General features: G+C 73.2%; 10 protein-coding genes and 1 pseudogene. 4 read left to right on the top strand and 7 right to left on the bottom strand.

What is annotated here, in order from left to right; genetic code table 11:
• Positions 1 to 295: 295 nt before the first annotated feature.
• The 5 genes and pseudogenes from EST54_RS16945 to EST54_RS16930 all read right to left on the bottom strand — a co-directional run bounded on the left by EST54_RS16945 (position 296) and on the right by EST54_RS16930 (position 7,710).
• Positions 296 to 1,588 carry a hypothetical protein gene (locus EST54_RS16945; protein WP_129248474.1) on the bottom strand — a complete coding sequence of 431 codons (1,293 nt, stop codon included), beginning with the start codon at positions 1,586 to 1,588 and terminating at the stop codon, positions 296 to 298.
• A gap of 95 nt (positions 1,589 to 1,683) precedes the next feature.
• Complete coding sequence (locus EST54_RS16940; RefSeq protein WP_129248473.1) at positions 1,684 to 2,583, bottom strand: hypothetical protein; 900 nt, start codon at positions 2,581 to 2,583, stop codon at positions 1,684 to 1,686.
• Between the two features lie 133 nt (positions 2,584 to 2,716).
• A complete protein-coding gene (locus EST54_RS35465; protein ID WP_239013117.1) occupies positions 2,717 to 3,505 on the bottom strand; it encodes a VWA domain-containing protein in 789 nt (262 codons plus the stop codon).
• Between the two features lie 486 nt (positions 3,506 to 3,991).
• Positions 3,992 to 6,559: pseudogene (locus EST54_RS35455) on the bottom strand (DUF5682 family protein); the annotation flags it as partial.
• On the bottom strand, positions 6,556 to 7,710 hold the full coding sequence (locus EST54_RS16930; protein WP_129248471.1) for an ATP-binding protein: 1,155 nt from the start codon (positions 7,708 to 7,710) through the stop codon (positions 6,556 to 6,558). The pseudogene EST54_RS35455 and the gene EST54_RS16930, both read right to left, overlap by 4 nt.
• Before the next feature lie 167 nt (positions 7,711 to 7,877).
• On the opposite strand from EST54_RS16930, the gene EST54_RS16925 reads away from it, so the two are divergent.
• Both EST54_RS16925 and EST54_RS16920 read left to right on the top strand, forming a co-directional pair.
• On the top strand, positions 7,878 to 9,278 hold the full coding sequence (locus tag EST54_RS16925; RefSeq protein ID WP_129248470.1) for an SWIM zinc finger family protein: 1,401 nt from the start codon (positions 7,878 to 7,880) through the stop codon (positions 9,276 to 9,278).
• 127 nt (positions 9,279 to 9,405) lie between these two features.
• Entirely contained in the window at positions 9,406 to 11,148 is a 1,743-nt protein-coding gene (locus EST54_RS16920; protein WP_372448221.1) for a DUF5691 domain-containing protein, read from the top strand.
• 59 nt (positions 11,149 to 11,207) lie between these two features.
• On the opposite strand, the gene EST54_RS16915 is transcribed toward EST54_RS16920, so the two are convergent.
• The gene (locus EST54_RS16915; RefSeq protein ID WP_129248469.1) at positions 11,208 to 11,666 is read right to left on the bottom strand and encodes a cobalamin B12-binding domain-containing protein; all 459 of its coding nucleotides are present in this window, start codon (positions 11,664 to 11,666) and stop codon (positions 11,208 to 11,210) included.
• A gap of 372 nt (positions 11,667 to 12,038) precedes the next feature.
• Between EST54_RS16915 and EST54_RS16910 the strand changes: the two genes are divergently transcribed.
• Both EST54_RS16910 and EST54_RS16905 read left to right on the top strand, forming a co-directional pair.
• A complete protein-coding gene (locus EST54_RS16910) occupies positions 12,039 to 12,986 on the top strand; it encodes an esterase/lipase family protein (protein ID WP_174857449.1) in 948 nt (315 codons plus the stop codon).
• A 268-nt stretch (positions 12,987 to 13,254) separates the two neighbouring features.
• Positions 13,255 to 15,162, top strand: a complete 1,908-nt coding sequence (locus EST54_RS16905; protein ID WP_129248468.1) for a M23 family metallopeptidase — start codon at positions 13,255 to 13,257, stop codon at positions 15,160 to 15,162.
• 25 nt (positions 15,163 to 15,187) lie between these two features.
• Here EST54_RS16905 and pcrA read toward each other — a convergent pair whose 3' ends face one another.
• Positions 15,188 to 17,632 carry a DNA helicase PcrA gene (gene pcrA / locus EST54_RS16900; RefSeq protein ID WP_129248467.1) on the bottom strand — a complete coding sequence of 815 codons (2,445 nt, stop codon included), beginning with the start codon at positions 17,630 to 17,632 and terminating at the stop codon, positions 15,188 to 15,190.
• Positions 17,633 to 17,704 lie beyond the last annotated feature (72 nt).

Here is a 17,704-nt window from a genome sequence, read left to right as displayed (position 1 = left end):
GCGGCGAATGGGCGGCGATCGTCCGGCTTCCTACGGGCCGTCGCGTTACGCACCGTATGCACTCGCTTCGGACGAGATGGGCCCCGGTGAGCGGCCGGGCGGGGGAGCGGGGCGGGGTGAAGGGCCGGTGGCCTGTTGCCGGGGATCAACTCCGGGGCTCCGGTGGCCTGTTGCCGGGGTGAGGAAACGCCAAAGCCGGGCGGTCCTCCCCCACAGAGGTCCGCCCGGCTGTTCATGGGTGTTCCGGCATCGGCTGCCGCCGCAGCCGATGAACCGGTGCTACTGGCTCCGAGCCTCAGATGCCCTGGACCGGGAGGGCGGGCAGCGCCGGGATGTTGGCGGCGTTGGTGAGGTCGGACAGCTGGGCCGGCACGGCCGGGACGGCGACGGCGTTGGCCAGGCCGGCCGGAACGGCGTCGGTCACGTTGCCGGGGACGGCGGGCACGGACGGCACGGACGGGAGGGCCACGGCGTCGGTCACGTTGCCGGGAACCGCGGGCACGGACGGCACGGACGGAACGGCCGGCGCCGACGGCACGGACGGAACCGACGGAACCGACGGGAGCGACTTCACCGGGGTCAGGCCCTGCGCGCCGGCGACGGCCTGGTGGGCGGTGCCCTGTGCGTCGGTGGCGACAACGGCGGCCAGACCCTTCGCGAACGGAGTGGCGTCAGCGGCCACACCCTGCGCGAACGGGGCGGCGTGGGCCGCGACTCCCTTGGCAGCCGGCACCACGTCGCCGGCCGCACCCTGCACGAACAGCTGCGCCTGGCCGCCGACCGTGATCACGAACGGGGTCGCCTGGCCGGCCGCGTCACCGGCGAGCCGACCGGCGTTGCCGACCGCACCCTGGGCGACCGGGACGACCTTGACAACGGCGCGGCGGGCGACGGGCGGCAGCACGTCGGAGGCGGCGTTGTCGACGACCGGACGGGCGGTGGCCAGACCGCTCTTGGCCTGGTTCGTCAGCTGCTCGGGACGGACACCCGCACCGGCGAGACCGGCCAGCAGGTTGTCGACCGAACCGGGCGCCTTGGGCAGCGCGGGGGCCTTGGGCAGCGCCGGGGTGGCGGGCAGGCCCTTGGGCAGGCCGCCGGGGAGCTGGGCGGACGGGATGCCCGTGGCGGGCAGCGCCGGGACGGCGGGCAGCGTGCCGTTGGTGAGGCGACCGGCCTTGCCCAGGTCGGCGGCCTTGGCGGTCTTCTTGACGGCCTTGACGGCCTTCTTGGCCTTCTTCACGTCGGCGGTCTTGCGGACCGCACCGGTGTCCGGCAGGCCGAGGCCGTGGGTCAGCTTCTGCACACCGTCCGTCGAGGGCAGGTCCTGGGTCGAGACACCGCCGCCCAGGACGCCGGTGGCCTTGCCCGCCGTCTGCTCAACGGTGCCGGTGACCTTCTGGGCGGCCTTCGTCGCGGTGCCGGTCACCTCGCCGGTGGGCAGCTGCTTGGCGGTGTCGGTCACCGAGCCGGCGGACGGCAGGTCCCCGGCGGTGGGCAGCTCGGCGGCGTTGGCGGCGACGGAGCCCAGGGCCCACAGCCCGGTGGCGGCAGCGGCAACGACTATGGAACGGCGGATGTTGGAGCGCATGGAGGTGAAGTCCTTCGAATTCAAAAAGGGGTGAAAGGGCAGACCTGTCCCGCCCCCGCGCGGCAGGTCCAGTGACAAACGCGGAGCGGTCTGCCCTAGCCCGGGAATTCGAGGATTTCTTCGGCACGCCGACGCGTCGGAGCGCCATCGGCCGTGCGGACGCCACCGGGAATGAGCCGGAAGCGCAGGGAGTTCGCCGGATCGGCGGCGTGCTGGTCCCCGCCACGGGGACCGTGGCCGTCACCCGCACTGTGCGAGGCCGGCGCCACCGGGCCCTGCGGGAGGTGCCCCGGAAGGCCGTGGTGGCCCGGGTCCTTCTCCTCGTGGACGGTGGCCGAGGAGTGCTCGGCGGCCGGCGTGCCCAGGCCGTCGATGAGGTGAGCCGAACGGGCTGCGCCCGCGTCGGCCGGTGCGCCGGTGCACGAATCGGCCGGCCGGTCATCGCCCGGCGTACGGCCGTGCTGCTGCGGACCGCCGTCTCCGGGGCGACCGGTGTGCTCGCCGGACGGGAGGTGTACGGGCAGCGCGGCGCCGGCCGAGTCCCCGATCTCCCGCACGACGCGGCGCACCGGCTGGGTGACCCGGCCGGTGGCCGATGCGGCCTGGTCGGCGGCGGGCCGTACGGCATCGCCCACCGCGTCGGAGGCAGCGTGGGCGCGCTGGGCCAGCTTGGCTTCGGAGCCCTTGCCCTGCGGCGCCAACGCGGCTCCGGAGCCGGAGAGTTCGTCCGCCCGGCCCGCGTGGTCCGCCTGGTCCGCCGCCCCGTCCCGGGTGGTGGCCCGGTCCGGAGTGGACGCCTCGGCCGGGGCCTTGGCCGGGGCCGTGACCCCGGGCAGGTCCGCTGTCCGCGCCCGGTCGGCGGCATGGGCGCCGGGACCGAAGGCGAAGCCGAGGGCGGCGAAGCCCACCAGGAAGAGCCCGGCCAGCAGCGCACGCCGCACGGCCACCGTGCGCGGCAGGCGCACGGCGGCAGGCAGGGCGAGCACAGCGGACAAGGAGGGGACCTTCCCATACGGACGGGGACAACCGGGCTCAGGCCTCGGCGTCACGCGCGTCGCGGGCGATCGAGCGATGTCCTGATCCTTGCATGAGCAGCCAGGTGCCACGCAAGTCCCCCTGGGCCACCTGTCACCGTTGCTCCGCCATGTCCGGTATGGGCAGCGGTCGTTTCTCCAGAGCAGCCGCCATCACGTCGGGGAACAGATCGGGCGTACAGGCGAACGCCGGTGCATCCAGGGCCGCGAGAGCCGCCGCGTGGTCACGGTCGTAGGCCGGTGCCCCCTCGTCGGACAGTGCGAGCAAGGTCACGAACTGCACTCCGGACGCCTTCATCGCGGCGACCCGCTTGAGCATCTCGTCGCGGATACCGCCCTCATAGAGGTCGCTGATGAGGACGACGACGGTTTCGGCGGGGCGGGTGATCCGGGACTGGCAGTAGGCGAGCGCGCGGTTGATGTCCGTGCCGCCGCCCAGCTGGGTGCCGAAGAGCACGTCGACCGGGTCGTCGAGTTGGTCCGTCAGATCGACCACCTCGGTGTCGAAGACGACCAGCCGGGTGTCGATGGCCCGCATGGAGGCCAGCACCGCGCCGAACACCGAGGCGTAGACGACCGAGGCGGCCATCGAACCGGACTGGTCGATGCAGAGCACCACTTCCTTCTTCACCGACTGCGCGGCGCGGCCGTAGCCGATCAGCCGCTCGGGGACGACCGTGCGGTACTCGGGGAGGTAGTTCTTGAGGTTCGCCCGGATCGTGCGGTCCCAGTCGATGTCGCGGTGGCGCGGCCGGCTGATCCGCGCGGAGCGGTCCAGCGCACCGGTGAGCGCGGCGCGGGTGCGGTTCGCCAGCTTCTTCTCCAGCTCTTCGACGACCTTGCGGACGACGGCGCGTGCGGAGTCCTTGGCCGTCTCCGGCATCAGCCGGTTGAGCGAGAGCAGGGTCCCCACCAGGTGGACGTCCGCTTCGACGGCCTCCAGCATCTCCGGCTCCAGCAGCAGCGCGGACAGCCCCAGCCGGTCGATGGCGTCCCGCTGCATCACCTGCACCACGGAGGAGGGGAAGTACGTACGGATGTCGCCGAGCCAGCGCGCCACTCCGGGCGCCGAGGCCCCGAGTCCCGCCGAACGGCTGCCGCCGCCGGCCCTCTTGCCGCCGTTGCCGCTCTTCCTGCCGTAGAGCGAGGCCAGCGCCCCGTCCATCGCCGCGTCCCGCCCCCGCAACTCGCACCCCGTACCGTCCGCGCCACCCCCACCGAGCACCAGCCGCCAGCGACGCAGCCGTTCGTCCTCGGAGACGGTGGCTTGAGCCGATGCGGTCGCTGATGCAATCGCTTGAGCCGATGCGGTCGCTGATGCAATCGCTTGAGTCGGCTCGGCCGGACCAGTCGCTCCGGTCGGGCCGATCGGCTCGGCCGGAACCGTTGGCTCGGCCGGACCAGCCGGCCCTGCCGGTCCGGTATGCCCTTCCGGCCCGCTCGGCTCGCTGTCGAAGCCCTGCTGTTCGATTCCCAGGAGCAGGCGCAGTGTGGGGAGTACGGCGGCGGCGCGGTCGCGGTCCAGGCCGGGGCCGAAGCCGGGCGCGGCGGCGTCCGGGGCGTCGCCGGGCGGCCGGCGGGGCGTTGCCATGGGGCCGCGGCGGATCAGCTCGCCGAGGGTGCGCCGCACTCCTGCCTCGTACTCGGCGAAGGTTCTGCGCAGCAGCGGCAGCACGTCCGTGAACGCCGCGTCCGGCACCCCGGTCAGCCAGCCGTCGACCAGCGCGAGCAGCCGTTCGTCGTGGACCAGCAGCATGCCGCCGTCCCCGCCGCCGACGAAGCCCTCGACCCATCCGGCGGCATCGACGGGCGGGGAGCCCGGCGAGAGGGCGAGCCCCATCAGCCGCTCGGCTCCTTCCTCCCCCAACTCGCCGTCGTCCAGCAGGAGTCTGACCGCTCGGCCGCGGATCAGCCCCGGTACGGCGTCCCGTTCGCTCACCGTGTGCAGTACCGCGGCCCACCGCGCCCGCAGGCTCTTGGGGGCCGGCTGCTCTCCGGACTCCGGCCGGCCGAGGAGGCCGACGGCCTGATGGGTGGCGTCGAGATGGCCGCGCATGGCGGCGGCGCCGTCGGCGTCCAGGCCCGCGCAGGCCGGCGGCAGTCCGACGAAGACCCGTTCGGCCAGGCCCATGGCGACCTCACGGAGCGCCGCGGATTGCGTGCCGCGGACATCGCCGTAGCGCACGGACCGGACGAGGGCGGGCAGCGCCTGGGCGAGATGGCCCACGTCCGCGTCGAGCGCCGCGCGGTCGGACAGTGCCTGCATCACCACCGGGAGGGCGTCGGGGAGTCCGGCGAGCAGACAGCGCTCGGCGAGCGCCGTCACCCCGGCGAGCGTGCCCGCCCCGGAGGCCCCGGAGGCCCTTGGCGCCCCTGACGCCTCGGCAACCGCCTTGGCGGTGGCGGCCGAGAGCACCGTCGTGCCCCAGATGCCGGCCTCCGCGACCCGCACCGAGAGTTCGGGCTCCCAGCGCAGCCGCCAGGTCTCCCGGAAGGTGCCGGTGCTGCCTCGGGAGTCGGCGGGCTCTCCCCAGGGGATGCCGAGCAGCCGCAGCCGGTGCAGCAGGCGGCTGCGCGCGGCGTCGGTCTCCTTGCGCAGATCCAGCTCCAGCTCCCGTTCCCGGGCCTCCGGTGTGAGCCGGAGCGTGCGCCGGGTGCGGGCGATGTCCCGTTGCAGCGGCACCGCGGGGGCGTCCTCCGGGACCTCGCCCAGCGCCTCACCGACCACCAGCCGGTCGTGGATCAGCGTGGACGGGGCGTCGGAGCCGTCGCCCATGACGGCCCGGATCGCGTCGTCCAGCTCCGTCAGCCCGGCCAGCGGGCGGCCGCGCACCGTGGCCAGCCCCTCGGCGAGCCGCACCGCCTCGATGACGTGCGCCGACGAGACGGCGTAGTCCTCCTCCCGGAGCAGCCCGGCGGCCTTGGTCAGCCAGCGTTCCACGGGGCGGTCGGGGGCGCTGAAGAGATGGCCGTACCAGCCGGGCGAGGCGATGCCGGCACCGTAACCGCTGTGCCGGGACAGCCGCCGGTGTGTCCAGGGCACCCAGGTCACCGTCGCCTTCACCTTCGGCAGGCCCTTGAGCAGTTGCCGGTCGGCGGCCACGGTGGTGCGCTGCGCCAGCGCCGGGACGTGCCAGGCTCCGCACACCACGGCGATGTTGTCCCCGAACTCCTTGCGCGCGGCACGCAGCCGCAGCCGCATATGGGCCTCGCGCACCGGATCACGGTCATGGCCGCCGTCGCCGTAGGCCTCCCGCAGCGCGCCCATCGCCTCGGCCAGCGCCGCGAACGGGGCGGCGGCGTCCGCATCGGGCTCTCCCTCACTCTCGGCTCCGCTCCGTCGGGAGGTCCCCCCGCCCCCGCGGTGCTCGACCACGTCCTCCCACCAGCGCTCGGGATCGTCGTACCCGGCCGCCTCGGCCAGCACCCGGACCGGATCGACCCGCACATCGGCCTGGGTGCCCTGATCCTCCTCGGGTCCCTCCTGGGTGCCCGGTTCCTCGTCGGGGCCCTCGCCGCCGGACCGGTCCCCTTCCGCTTGCTCCCCCTCAGGCCCTTCGCCGCCGGACTTCCCGCCTTCCGGCTGCTCTCCCTCCGCCGGTTCCCCGTCCTCCCCCATCGCCAGGGAGTGGGCCGCGGGCAGATCGATGAAGCGGACGGGGACGCCGTGCTGCAGGGCCCAGCGCAGCGCCACCCACTCCGGGGAGAACTCGGCCAGCGGCCAGAACGCCGCGCGGCCGGGGTCGTCCTGCGCATGGGCGAGCAGCGCGACCGGCGGTCTCATCTCCTCCCGGGCGGCGAGCGGTACCAGCTCGTCCGCCTCCGGCGGTCCCTCGATCAGGACCGCGGCGGGGGTGTACTGCTCCAGGGCGGCGCGCACCGCCCGTGCCGATCCGGGGCCGTGATGCCGCACCCCGAGCAGCAGCGGCCCGGTCATGCGCTCACCTCACGGCAGGCGCGGTAGAAGTCCTTCCAGCCGTCGCGCTCGCGCACCACCGTTTCGAGGTACTCCTGCCATACGACCCGGTCCGCGGCCGGGTCGCGGACCACGGCGCCCAGAATGCCCGCGGCGACGTCCCCGGAACGCAGCACGCCGTCCCCGAAGTGGGTGGCCAGCGCGAGGCCGTTGGTCACCACCGAGATCGCCTCGGCCGTGGAGAGGGTGCCGGAGGGTGACTTGAGCTTGGTCCGGCCGTCGGCGGTGGTGCCGGAGCGCAGCTCGCGGAAGACCGTGACGACCCGGCGGATCTCGTCCAGCCCCTCCGGCCCGGCCGGGAGGTCCAGCGAGCGTCCGATCTGCTCGACCCGGCGCGAGACGATGTCCACCTCTTCGTCGGGGGTCGCGGGCAGCGGGAGTACGACGGTGTTGAAGCGGCGGCGCAGTGCGCTGGAGAGTTCATTGACCCCGCGGTCGCGGTCGTTGGCGGTGGCGATCAGGTTGAAGCCGCGGACGGCCTGCACCTCCTGCCCCAACTCGGGGATCGGCAGGGTCTTTTCCGACAGGACCGTGATGAGCGTGTCCTGTACGTCGGCGGGGATCCGGGTCAGCTCCTCGACCCGCGCGGTCATGCCCTGCGCCATCGCACGCATCACCGGACTGGGCACCAGCGCCTCGCGGCTCGGGCCGTTCGCGAGCAGCTGGGCGTAGTTCCAGCCGTAGCGGATCGCCTCCTCAGGAGTGCCGGCCGTGCCCTGCACCAGCAGGGTGGAATCGCCGCTGACGGCCGCCGCCAGATGCTCGGACACCCAGGTCTTCGCCGTGCCGGGCACGCCGAGCAGGAGCAGTGCGCGGTCCGTCGCGAGGGTGGTCACCGCGACCTCGACGATGCGGCGCGGGCCGACGTATTTCGGTGTGATGACCGTGCCGTCCGCGAGCGTGCCGCCGAGCAGATAGGTGGCGACCGCCCACGGCGAGAGCCGCCAGCGCTCCGGCCGCGGCCGGTCGTCGGCCGCGGCGAGGGCCGCGAGCTCCGCCGCGAAGCTGTCCTCGGCATGCGGCCGCAGCGCCGCGCCGCCCGCGGCTTCCGGGATCGTCCCGCTCGCCGGATTCTTCGTGTCGTCCGCCGCCCTGAAGCTGTTCCCGGACATGTTTCCCCCTCGTCCTCACGTCTGCGGCCGGCACCGCGAAACCGCTGCGGCCGCTTGCGGAATCAAGCCTGCACCAGACCACTGACAACGCCCCGAAAACCGGCACTGGCCTGCGAGTTCGGCACGGTCGGGGGTGATTGTCAGTGGCGGGTCGTAGCGTCGGGGACATGAATCCGCAGGGGGAACGCTGGACGACGGATCAGGTGCTCGCGCTGGCGCCTGGCGAGGCATCACGCAAGGCGGGCGGCAAGCTCGCGGCACCCGAGCCGTGGTCGGAAACGGGCGCGGACGAGGCCGCGCTGTGGGGGCAGTGCAAGGGCAGCGGAAAGCAGCCCTACCGGACCGTGGTGGACCTCAACGGCCCGGCTTTCACGTGCAGTTGCCCGAGCCGTAAATTTCCGTGCAAGCACGCGCTGGGGCTGCTGCTGCTCTGGGCGGGCGGCGGGGACCGGGCGGTGGCGGCCGGGGAGCCGGCGTCGTGGGCGGTCGAGTGGCTGGCCGGGCGCCGCGAGCGCGCCGGGCGGCCCGCGGGTGCGGCACCGGGCGGGGGCGCCGGGTCGCGTGCGCCCGCCGCCCCGGAGGCCGCCGAGCGGCGGGCCGCCCGCCGGATGCAGCGGATCGGCGCCGGCGCCGTGGAACTGGAACAGCGCCTGGAGGATCTGCTCCATTCCGGCCTGGCCTCGGCCGGACGCGCCGGTGGGGGCGATTCCCCTCCGGGTGGTTCCGGGAGCGCGGGCGGCTCCTGGGACGAGACGGCCGCCCGCATGGTCGACGCCCAGGCACCCGGACTCGCCGCGCGGGTACGCGAGTTGGGGTCGGTGGTGGCATCCGGCGCCGACTGGCCGGCCCGGCTGCTGGAGGAGTGCGCGCTGCTGCACCTCCTCGATCAGGCGTTCCTCGGCCTCGACCGGCTGCCGACTCCGCTCGCGGCGACGGTCCGCTCCCGCGTCGGACTCACCACCGAGGCGGCGGAACTGCTGACCGGACCCGACGCGGCAACGGTCCGGGACCGCTGGCTGGTGCTCGCCCAACAGGACAGCGACGACGGCAAGTTGCTCACCCGCAGAATCTTTCTGCGGGGCGAGCGGACCGGCCGGATGGCGCTGCATCTCTCGTTCGGGGGCCCCCACCGCCCGCTGGACCTGGCCCTGCCGCCCGGTCTGGTCCTCGACGCGGATCTCGCCTACTACCCCGGCGCCCGCCCGCTGCGTGCGGCCCTGGGCGAGCGGCACGCCCCGGCGGCCCCTGGACCGGTGCCACCCGGCTGCGGCATCGATGCCGCACTGACCGCGTACGGCGATGCACTGCGCGACGACCCCTGGCTGGATTCCTGGCCGGTGGTGCTCACCGACGTCACGCCCATACCGGGCCGCGACGGGGCGGGTTGGCAACTGGCCGATGCGGACGGGGAGTCGGCGCTGCCGCTGGACCCGCGCTGTTCCGGCCGGGCCAGTCGGTGGCAGCTGGCCGCCATATCGGGCGGGGCACCGGTCACGGTCTTCGGCGAATGCGGCCACCGCGGCTTTCTGCCACTGACCGTCTGGGACCCCACCCCGGTGTCCCTGTGACCCGGCCCCCGGCTCCGCCCGCCGCGGCTCCCGCCCTCCGCGCAAGCCGTCCACGCAAGCCGTCCACCACCGATGCCTGGAAGACCGGAAGAAGGGCACGACGAGCATGACGAGCACCACGAACATCATGCCCCCCACGAACATCACGCCCACCACAAACGTCACGAGCAGCACGAGCAGCACGAGCAGCACCTCCACACCCCCCGCAGCCGCCTCCTTCGGCCGGGTCGCCCCGGCCGACTGGTCCGCCCTCGTGAGTGCCGCGCTCCTCGGGACCGAGCGCCGGACCCCGCCGGTGGCGATGCGGCCCGGTCAGGGCAGCGCGGCCGCACTCCTGGACGCGGCCGCGGTGAGCACGGTGCGCCGGCGCGCCGCGCTGCGCCCTGCGCCGGCCGGCGAGCGGCCCGCCCCGGCCCCGGCCGATCCGCGGCCCCCGCTGCCGCCCGCGGCCCGCCGCCGGCTCTCCCTGCTGCTCGCCGACCGCGGCGGCGCCGGAGGCAGCAGCCGCCGCGGGACGGCCCCCGACCTCACCGAACTGCTCCCGCAGTGGCTGGCCGCCGCCGACGGATACGGCTACCGCGCCCCGGAGGCACTGCTTCCGGAGCTGCTCGACGCCGCCCGGGCCCGTACGGATCTGCGGTCCGCCGCGCTGGCGCTGGCGGGACCGCGCGCCCTGTGGCTGGCGCGACTCAACGACGCGTGGAAGTTCGCGCTCCGCGGGATCGGCGGCCCGGCCGGGTTCCCCCTCGGTGACGACCCCGAGGGCGTACGGCAGCAGTGGGAGGAGGGCCTGTTCGCGGAGCGGGTCGCCCTGTTGACCGCGCTGCGCCGGCACGACCCGCCGGCCGGCCTGGCGCTGCTGGCCACGACCTGGTCCACGGAACGGGCCGAGGACCGCCTGATGTTCCTCGACTCGCTGCGCGAGGACCTCTCGGCGGCGGATGAGCCCTTCCTCGAACGGGCACTGTCCGACCGCAGCCGCAATGTCCGCGCCACGGCCGCCGAGTTCCTCTCCACCCTCCCCGGCTCCGCGTTCGCGGCCCGTATGGCCGAGCGTGCGCACACCTGCATCGGCCCGGACCGTACGTCGGGCACCACGAGGATCTCGGTGGAGGCGCCGCACGAGTGCGACGCGGCGATGCAACGGGACGGCGTGGCACCCAAGCCGCCCTCCGGGCGGGGCGAACGGTCCTGGTGGCTGGGCCAGTTGGTGGAGGCGACACCACTGGACAGCTGGCGCGAGCGCTTCGCGGACCGGGCGCCGGCGGCGATCGTCGCGCTGCCGGTGGCGGACGACTGGCGGACGGAGCTGCACGACGCCTGGTGCCGGGCCGCGGTGCGCCAGCAGAGCGCCGACTGGGCGCGGGCGCTGCTCGGCGCGCCGGGCGCACCGCCCCAGGCCGCCGAGGTCTCACCGGCCGGCTCGTCGCGGGATCTGACGAAGCTGCTGGCCGTGCTGCCCGGGGACGAACGGGCCCGGTGGGTAGCGGAGTTCATCGCGGCGCACGGCTTGTCGGACGCGTTCCGGATGCTCGGGGTGTGCGCGGTCCCCTGGGCGGAGCCGCTGGGCCGCGCCGTCGTGGACGCACTGGACATCGCCCGGGACGCGGGCAGCTACCCCTGGAGCTTCAGCGGGGTGATGGGTCTGGCCGAGCGCTGTCTGGACCCGGCGGCCGCGGACCGTCTCGACATGCTCACCGCGGTCACGGACGAGCCGGAGGGCGCCTCACCGGGCTCCGGCGGCTACTGGTCCGAGGCCTTCCAGCGCCTGGTCGGCACCCTGCGCCTGCGCGCCACGATGCGTGCCGAACTCACGCCGCCGCCCGCCGCCCCCGTGCCGGCCGGGGAATCCGCTCGGAGGACGCCGTGACCCGCCGCGCCCCGGCCGCCCCAGGGGGTGTCCGCGTGGTGCACGTGCCCGGCGCCGCCTCAGACCGCCAGCGAGCGCACGTTCGCCTGGACCCACTCCACGATCGAGGCGGTCGTCGCGCCCGGCGTGAAGATCTCCGCGACGCCCTGTGCCTTGAGCGGCGGGATGTCGGCCTCGGGGATGATGCCACCGCCGAAGACCTTGATGTCCGCCGCGTCGCGTTCCTCCAGGAGGGCGATGACCTTCGCGAAGAGGGTGTTGTGGGCGCCGGAGAGGATGGACAGCCCGATCGCGTCGGCGTCCTCCTGGATCGCGGTGTCGACGATCTGCTCCGGGGTCTGGTGCAGCCCGGTGTAGATCACCTCCATACCGGCGTCCCGCAGCGCCCGCGCGATGACCTTGGCACCCCGGTCGTGCCCGTCCAGACCCGGCTTGGCCACCACCACACGGATCGGCCCCGACCTGCCCGCCGCGCCCTGGCTCCCCGCTTGCGCCCCGTCCTGCCGAGCCACACTCATCACTGCCTCCAAGCCATGCACGGCACTGTGGTGCCGCCGAGCCGACAATCGATCGCGCGACCGCGATCCGGCGGCCACGAGCGTGAACGAACGTTATCGCCAGCATCCCGTACCCAGCCGTTTCGTGACATCCGGGGAGGGGGAAATCACACCTGGGACACGTTCGCTATGCGCCGCGTTCCACGTGTCGTCACGCCACGGCCTTGTGGCGGAGCGCACGCGGGCCGGGCGCACGGGGAGCCGCAGTCGAACCGCGCCGCCGGGCGCGCATCAGGGCAGGCCGCGCCGCGGGCCCGCCGTCGCTGCGCATGGCTTCCCACGAGGGCATACGGGGGTCACGGTCGCCTCCCGCGTGCCGTTCGGGAGGTCGGCATGCAGGCCCTGCCCTTTCTCTCCGCACCCCTTCTGCTCGCGCGCCTTCTCGCTGCACCGCTCCAGTGCGCGCGCCGGCTCCCCACCCACACCTCTCCCCTTCTGCTCCGCAGCACGGTCGTCGACCTGGCGGTCCTCGCCGCCCATGTGCTGCTCTATCCGACCGGTATCTCCCAGGAACGCCCCGTCCCATGCCCCGCACCGCCCCCGTCCGCCGAATCTCCCGACGGGCGTCCGACGGACGGGCGGCTGACACCGAAGGTCCCGCAGCCCGCCGTCGCTGCGCCCACGCTGCTGCCGACCGAGGGCCGGGCGCATCCGCCGGTCCTCCTGCTCCACGGCTTCATCGACAACCGCTCCGTCTTCGTCCTGCTGCGCCGCTCGCTGCTCCGACACGGCTGGTGCCATGTCGAGGCGCTCAACTACTCCCCGCTGACCTGCGATCTCCGTAAGGCCGCCGAGTTGCTCGGCCGTCATGTGGCGGAGGTGTGCGCGCGGACCGGTCATCGCCGGGTGGACATCGTGGGCCACAGCCTCGGCGGGCTCATCGCCCGCTATTACGTCCAGCGGCTCGGCGGCGATGCCCATGTCCGTACCGTGATCACGCTCGGCACCCCGCACTCCGGCACCCGTATCGCGCCCCTGATGTCGGCGCACCCGATCGTCCGGCAGATGCGGCCCGATTCCGAGGTGATCGCGGAGTTGTCGCTTCCGGCACCGAATTGCCGCACCCGATTCGTGGCCTTCTGGAGTGAGGCGGACCAAGTGATGATTCCGGCCACGACGGCCAGAATCGACCACCCGGATGTGATCGCCGAGAACGTGCACGTCGCGGGCGTCGGACACCTCGCCCTGCCGGTCAACGGCACCGTCGCCGCCGGAATACGCGCGGCACTGACCTCGGCGGAGGAGGCGGAAGGGGCGGCGGACACCATTTCGGTGGCCTGACCCGAGGCCGTACCCACGGCTACCGACGGCCTGCTCCCGGCCTGCTCGCGCCTCATGCGAGGCGTCAGTGACGCTCCACGGGCGACACGATCTTGACGCGTTGTCGAACAAGCCTCGAACGAGGCGCCAAGAGCGCGCATGGGACCGCCGAAAGGCGGCCAAATGCCCGGTCTGGCCGAACGCAAAACCAGTTGAAGATTGTCGCCATCGCAAACCGCCGGGTACAGTCGCCGCTAATTCTCCTGCTGCCGAGGCGAAAGAGAAGTTGGTGAACGACCGTCACCCATCGGAGGCTCAGCCTCCGACCGGCTCTCCTTCCGACGCCTCGTATGCGCACTATCCGGCCTACGACTCCTACGGGCAGCAGTCCCCGGACGGCACCGCCCAATACGGCGACGGCGACCCGCTCTTCGGCTCGCTCCCCGGCTCGTACGAAACCGGCATGTACGACACCGGCACCTATGACACCGGGATGTACGACACCGGTGCGTATGGCGCGGGGGCGTACGGGATGAGTGCGTACGGCACGGGCACCTTCCACACCGGCGCGTATGACGGCGGGGCCGGTCCGGCCGATGGCGGCCAGGCCGGCGATGTCTACGGCACCGGCGCGTACCCCACGATGCAGTGGGACACCGGCGGCTACGACACCGGCGCCTACGCCGTCGCCGACCCGCAATCGGCTGCCGGAGGCTACGACCCGTACGCGCACACCGGCTACGAGCAGCCGGCGCAGGAAACCACCGGGTACTCCCCCTCGTCCACGTACGACACGGCCGGGTACGAAACCGCCGGATACGGGACGACCGCGTACGAAGCCACCTCTTACGGGTACGGCGGGTTCGACACCGGAAGCTTTTCCACCGGAGGCGTTGCCACCGGCGGCTGCGACACCGGCGGTTACCCGACCGGCAGTTACGACAGCGGCAGTTACGCCACCGGCGCCTACGAGACGGCCGAGACCTTCGAGAGCACCGGCGGCTTCGACGCCCTCAGCCGGCAGGCCACCGCACTCCAGGAGACCGCACTCCAGGAGACCGCGAGCTACGAGGCCACGGCGATCTGGTCGACCACCGACCAGGGGCTGATCGCCGGGATCCCGGCGCAGGCCGGCCCGCCCGCGGCCGAGACCGCCCACTGGGACGGCACCGCGTGGGACGAGACCGCACCCTTCGAGACCGCGCCCTTCGAGACCGCGCACGCCGGGAGCGACCGGCACGGCAGCGGCCCGTACGAGTCCGACGGCTACGACGGGTACGACACCGGGCAGCACGGCGCCGACGGCAACTCCCCCGCCGGTGGCGCCGAGGAGCACGGCGGCCTGAGCGACGCCGCCGCCGTGGCGGACGCCATGACGCAGGCCATGCCGATCCCGGTCGCGGCCGACGCCCCCGCCGGCCGCCGGGCCGCCCAGCCGGAAGCCGGGAAGGCCGTCCGCGGCCGGGGCCGGCGGCGCCCGGCGAAGCGGTCGGCGCTGCTGACCGTCGCCGTCCCGTCGGTCGCCGCCATGGGCGTCTGCGCCGTGGCCGCCGCGTCCGTCGCCCACTTCGGCGGGGACGACAAGGCGGAGACGACCGCGCAGGCCGCGCCCGACGCGGGGGCCGTCAAACCGGCCGCGGCGAACAGCAAGCTCGACACCCAGCTCGCCGGACTCAGCGCCAGCGCGGACGACTTCCGCGACCGGGCCAGCCGTACCCAGGAGCGGATCGACCTCAAGGAGCGCCAGGCGCTGGACCGCAAGCGCAAGGCGGAGGCGGCGGCCCGCAAGGAGGCCATGCGCCCCAAGTTCGTGCTGCCGGTGACCCAGCACGGGCTGAGCGCCACCTTCGGCCAGGCCGGCGTCAACTGGATGTCCGTGCACACCGGAATCGACTTCCCGGTCAGCTACGGCACCCCGGTCATGTCCGCCACCGACGGCACCATCCGCACCCAGTGGAACTCCGCCTACGGCAACATGGCGATCGTGACGGCGCCCGACGGCACCGAGACGTGGTACTGCCATCTGAGCAGCACCAAGATCCGCTCCGGGCAGGTCAAGGCCGGTGACCGGATTGCCTATTCGGGCAATTCCGGCAACTCCACCGGGCCGCATCTGCACTTCGAGGTGCGCCCGGGCGGCGGCGCGGCGGTCGACCCGCAGCCGTGGCTGCGGGACCACGGCCTCAACCCGAACTGACCGCCCCCCGTTACCGCTTCCCCACCTACAGCTTCTCCACCGGCGCATACCGCAGCAGCAGCCGCTTGGGCTTCTCGCCGCCGAAGTCGATGGTCGCCTCGGCGTTGTCGCCGCTGCCCTTGACGCCCACGACCGTGCCGAGCCCGAAGCTGTCGTGGGTGACGCGGTCGCCGATGGCCAGCGCGACCACCGGGCGGTCCTTGGTGCGGCGGGTGGCGAAGCCGCTCGGCCCCTTGTTGCGCGACGACGACAGGCCGGAGCCGAAGCCGCCGCCGCCCGACAGCGCGCCCATCGACGCGGACGGCGTCGCCTGGCCGGTCCGCTTCCACTCGACGTACTCGCCCGGGATCTCCTCCAGGAACCGGGAGGGCGGGTTGTACGAGGGCTGGCCCCAGGCACTGCGCATCGTCGAGCGGGTGACATAGAGGCGCTCGCGGGCGCGGGTGATGCCGACGTAGGCCAGCCGGCGCTCCTCCTCCAGCTCCTTGGTCTGGCCCAGCGCGCGCATGTGCGGGAAGACGCCGTCCTCCATGCCGGTCAGGAAGACCACCGGGAATTCCAGGCCCTTGGCGGTGTGCAGCGTCATGAGGGTGATGACGCCGCTGCCCTCCTCGTCCTCGTCCGGGATCTGGTCGGAGTCGGCGACCAGTGCGACCTGCTCCAGGAAGTCGGCGAGGGTGCCGGGGCTCTCTTCACCGCGGTCCTGCTCGAATTCCAGGGCCACCGCGGCGAGTTCCTGGAGGTTCTCGATCCGGGTCTCGTCCTGCGGGTCGGTGGAGGCCTGGAGCTCGGCGAGGTAGCCCGTACGCTCCAGGACCGCTTCCAGGACGGTGGCCGGGCCGGCGCCGGACTCGACGATGGTGCGCAGCTCCTCCATGAGGACGTTGAAGCGCTTGACGGCGTTGGCGGAGCGGGCCGCCATGCCGTACGCCTCGTCGACCCGGCGCAGCGCCTGCGGGAAGGTGATCTTCTCGCGGAGCGACAGGGCGTCGATCATCGCCTCGGCGCGGTCGCCGATGCCGCGCTTGGGGACGTTCAGGATGCGGCGCAGCGGGACGGTGTCCTCGGGGTTGGCGAGCACCCGGAGATAGGCGAGGACGTCGCGGACCTCCTTGCGCTCGTAGAAGCGCACTCCACCGACGACCTTGTAGGGCAGCCCGACCCGGATGAAGATCTCCTCGAAGACCCGGGACTGGGCGTTGGTGCGGTAGAAGACGGCGACATCGCCGGCCTTGGCGTCCCCGGCGTCCGTCAGGCGGTCGATCTCGTCGGCGACGAACTGCGCCTCGTCGTGCTCGGTGTCGGCGACGTAGCCGGTGATCCCGGGGCCGCTGCCGGCGTCCGTCCAGAGGTTCTTGGGGCGGCGGTTCTCATTGCGCTCGATGACGGCGTTGGCGGCGGACAGGATCGTCTGCGAGGAGCGGTAGTTCTGCTCCAGCAGGATCGTGGTCGCGTCGGGGTAGTCCTCCTCGAACTGGAGGATGTTGCGGATGGTGGCGCCGCGGAAGGCGTAGATCGACTGGTCGGCGTCACCGACGACGCACAGCTCGGCCGCGGATTCGGCGGGGCCGACCAGCTCGCGGACGAGGGTGTACTGGGCGTGGTTGGTGTCCTGGTACTCGTCGACGAGGACGTGGCGGAAGCGGCGGCGGTAGTGCTCGGCGACATCCGGGAAGGCCTGGAGCAGATGGACCGTCGTCATGATGATGTCGTCGAAGTCCAGGGCGTTGGCCTCGCGCAGCCGCGCCTGGTACATCGCGTACGCCTCGGCCAGCGTCTTCTCGAAACCATCGGATGCCGTCCCGGCGAAGGTCTCCTCGTCGATGAGCTCGTTCTTGAGGTTGGAGATCTTCGCGCTGAAGGACTTGGGCGGGTAGCGCTTGGGGTCCAGATCAAGATCGCGGCAGACCAGGGCCATCAGGCGCTTGGAGTCGGCGGCGTCGTAGATCGAGAAGGACGAGGTGAAGCCCAGCTTCTTGGACTCGCGGCGCAGGATGCGGACACAGGCGCTGTGGAAGGTGGAGACCCACATGGCGTTCGCCCGGGGGCCGACGAGCTCCTCGACGCGCTCCTTCATCTCGCCCGCGGCCTTGTTGGTGAAGGTGATCGCGAGGATCTGGCCGGGGTGGACATGGCGCTCGGCCAGCAGATGAGCGATGCGGTGGGTGAGCACCCGGGTCTTGCCGGAGCCGGCGCCGGCGACGATCAGCAGCGGGCCGCCGGTGTGCACCACGGCGGCCTTCTGCTCGTCGTTGAGCCCTTCGAGCAGCCTGGCGGGGTCGAGGGCGGGGCGGGCGGCGCCGTCGCGGTAGTACGTCTCCCGGGGGCCGGGTGCGTCGTATTTCCCGCCGAAGAGGTCGTCGGGGATCTCCTCGGGGGCCGGCTCGTGCTCGTCCTCGGGAGGCGGCGGGGGCTCCTCGCCCTTGTGGCCGAGGTCCGCCAGGAAGCTGTCGTCAAAGAGGCTGCTCATCGCCCACCGAGTCTAGGCCGCCGCACTGACAGCCCGCCGCGGAGTGCCGATTGTCGGCGGAATTCGGGGCTC

This window comes from Streptomyces sioyaensis (genome assembly GCF_004122735.1).
GTDB classification, from domain to species: Bacteria; Actinomycetota; Actinomycetes; order Streptomycetales; family Streptomycetaceae; genus Streptomyces; species Streptomyces sioyaensis.
This window is presented reverse-complemented; position numbering and strand designations above follow the sequence as displayed.

Coding starts and splice junctions, on each gene's coding strand:
- EST54_RS16910 (WP_174857449.1), top strand. CDS start 12,039: ATGCAGGCCCTGCCCTTTCTCTCCGCACCCCTTCTGCTCGCGCGCCTT.
- EST54_RS16920 (WP_372448221.1), top strand. CDS start 9,406: ATGCCCCCCACGAACATCACGCCCACCACAAACGTCACGAGCAGCACG.
- EST54_RS16925 (WP_129248470.1), top strand. CDS start 7,878: ATGAATCCGCAGGGGGAACGCTGGACGACGGATCAGGTGCTCGCGCTG.
- EST54_RS16945 (WP_129248474.1), bottom strand. CDS start 1,588: ATGCGCTCCAACATCCGCCGTTCCATAGTCGTTGCCGCTGCCGCCACC.
- pcrA (WP_129248467.1), bottom strand. CDS start 17,632: ATGAGCAGCCTCTTTGACGACAGCTTCCTGGCGGACCTCGGCCACAAG.
- EST54_RS16915 (WP_129248469.1), bottom strand. CDS start 11,666: ATGAGTGTGGCTCGGCAGGACGGGGCGCAAGCGGGGAGCCAGGGCGCG.
- EST54_RS35465 (WP_239013117.1), bottom strand. CDS start 3,505: ATGCCGGAGACGGCCAAGGACTCCGCACGCGCCGTCGTCCGCAAGGTC.
- EST54_RS16930 (WP_129248471.1), bottom strand. CDS start 7,710: ATGTCCGGGAACAGCTTCAGGGCGGCGGACGACACGAAGAATCCGGCG.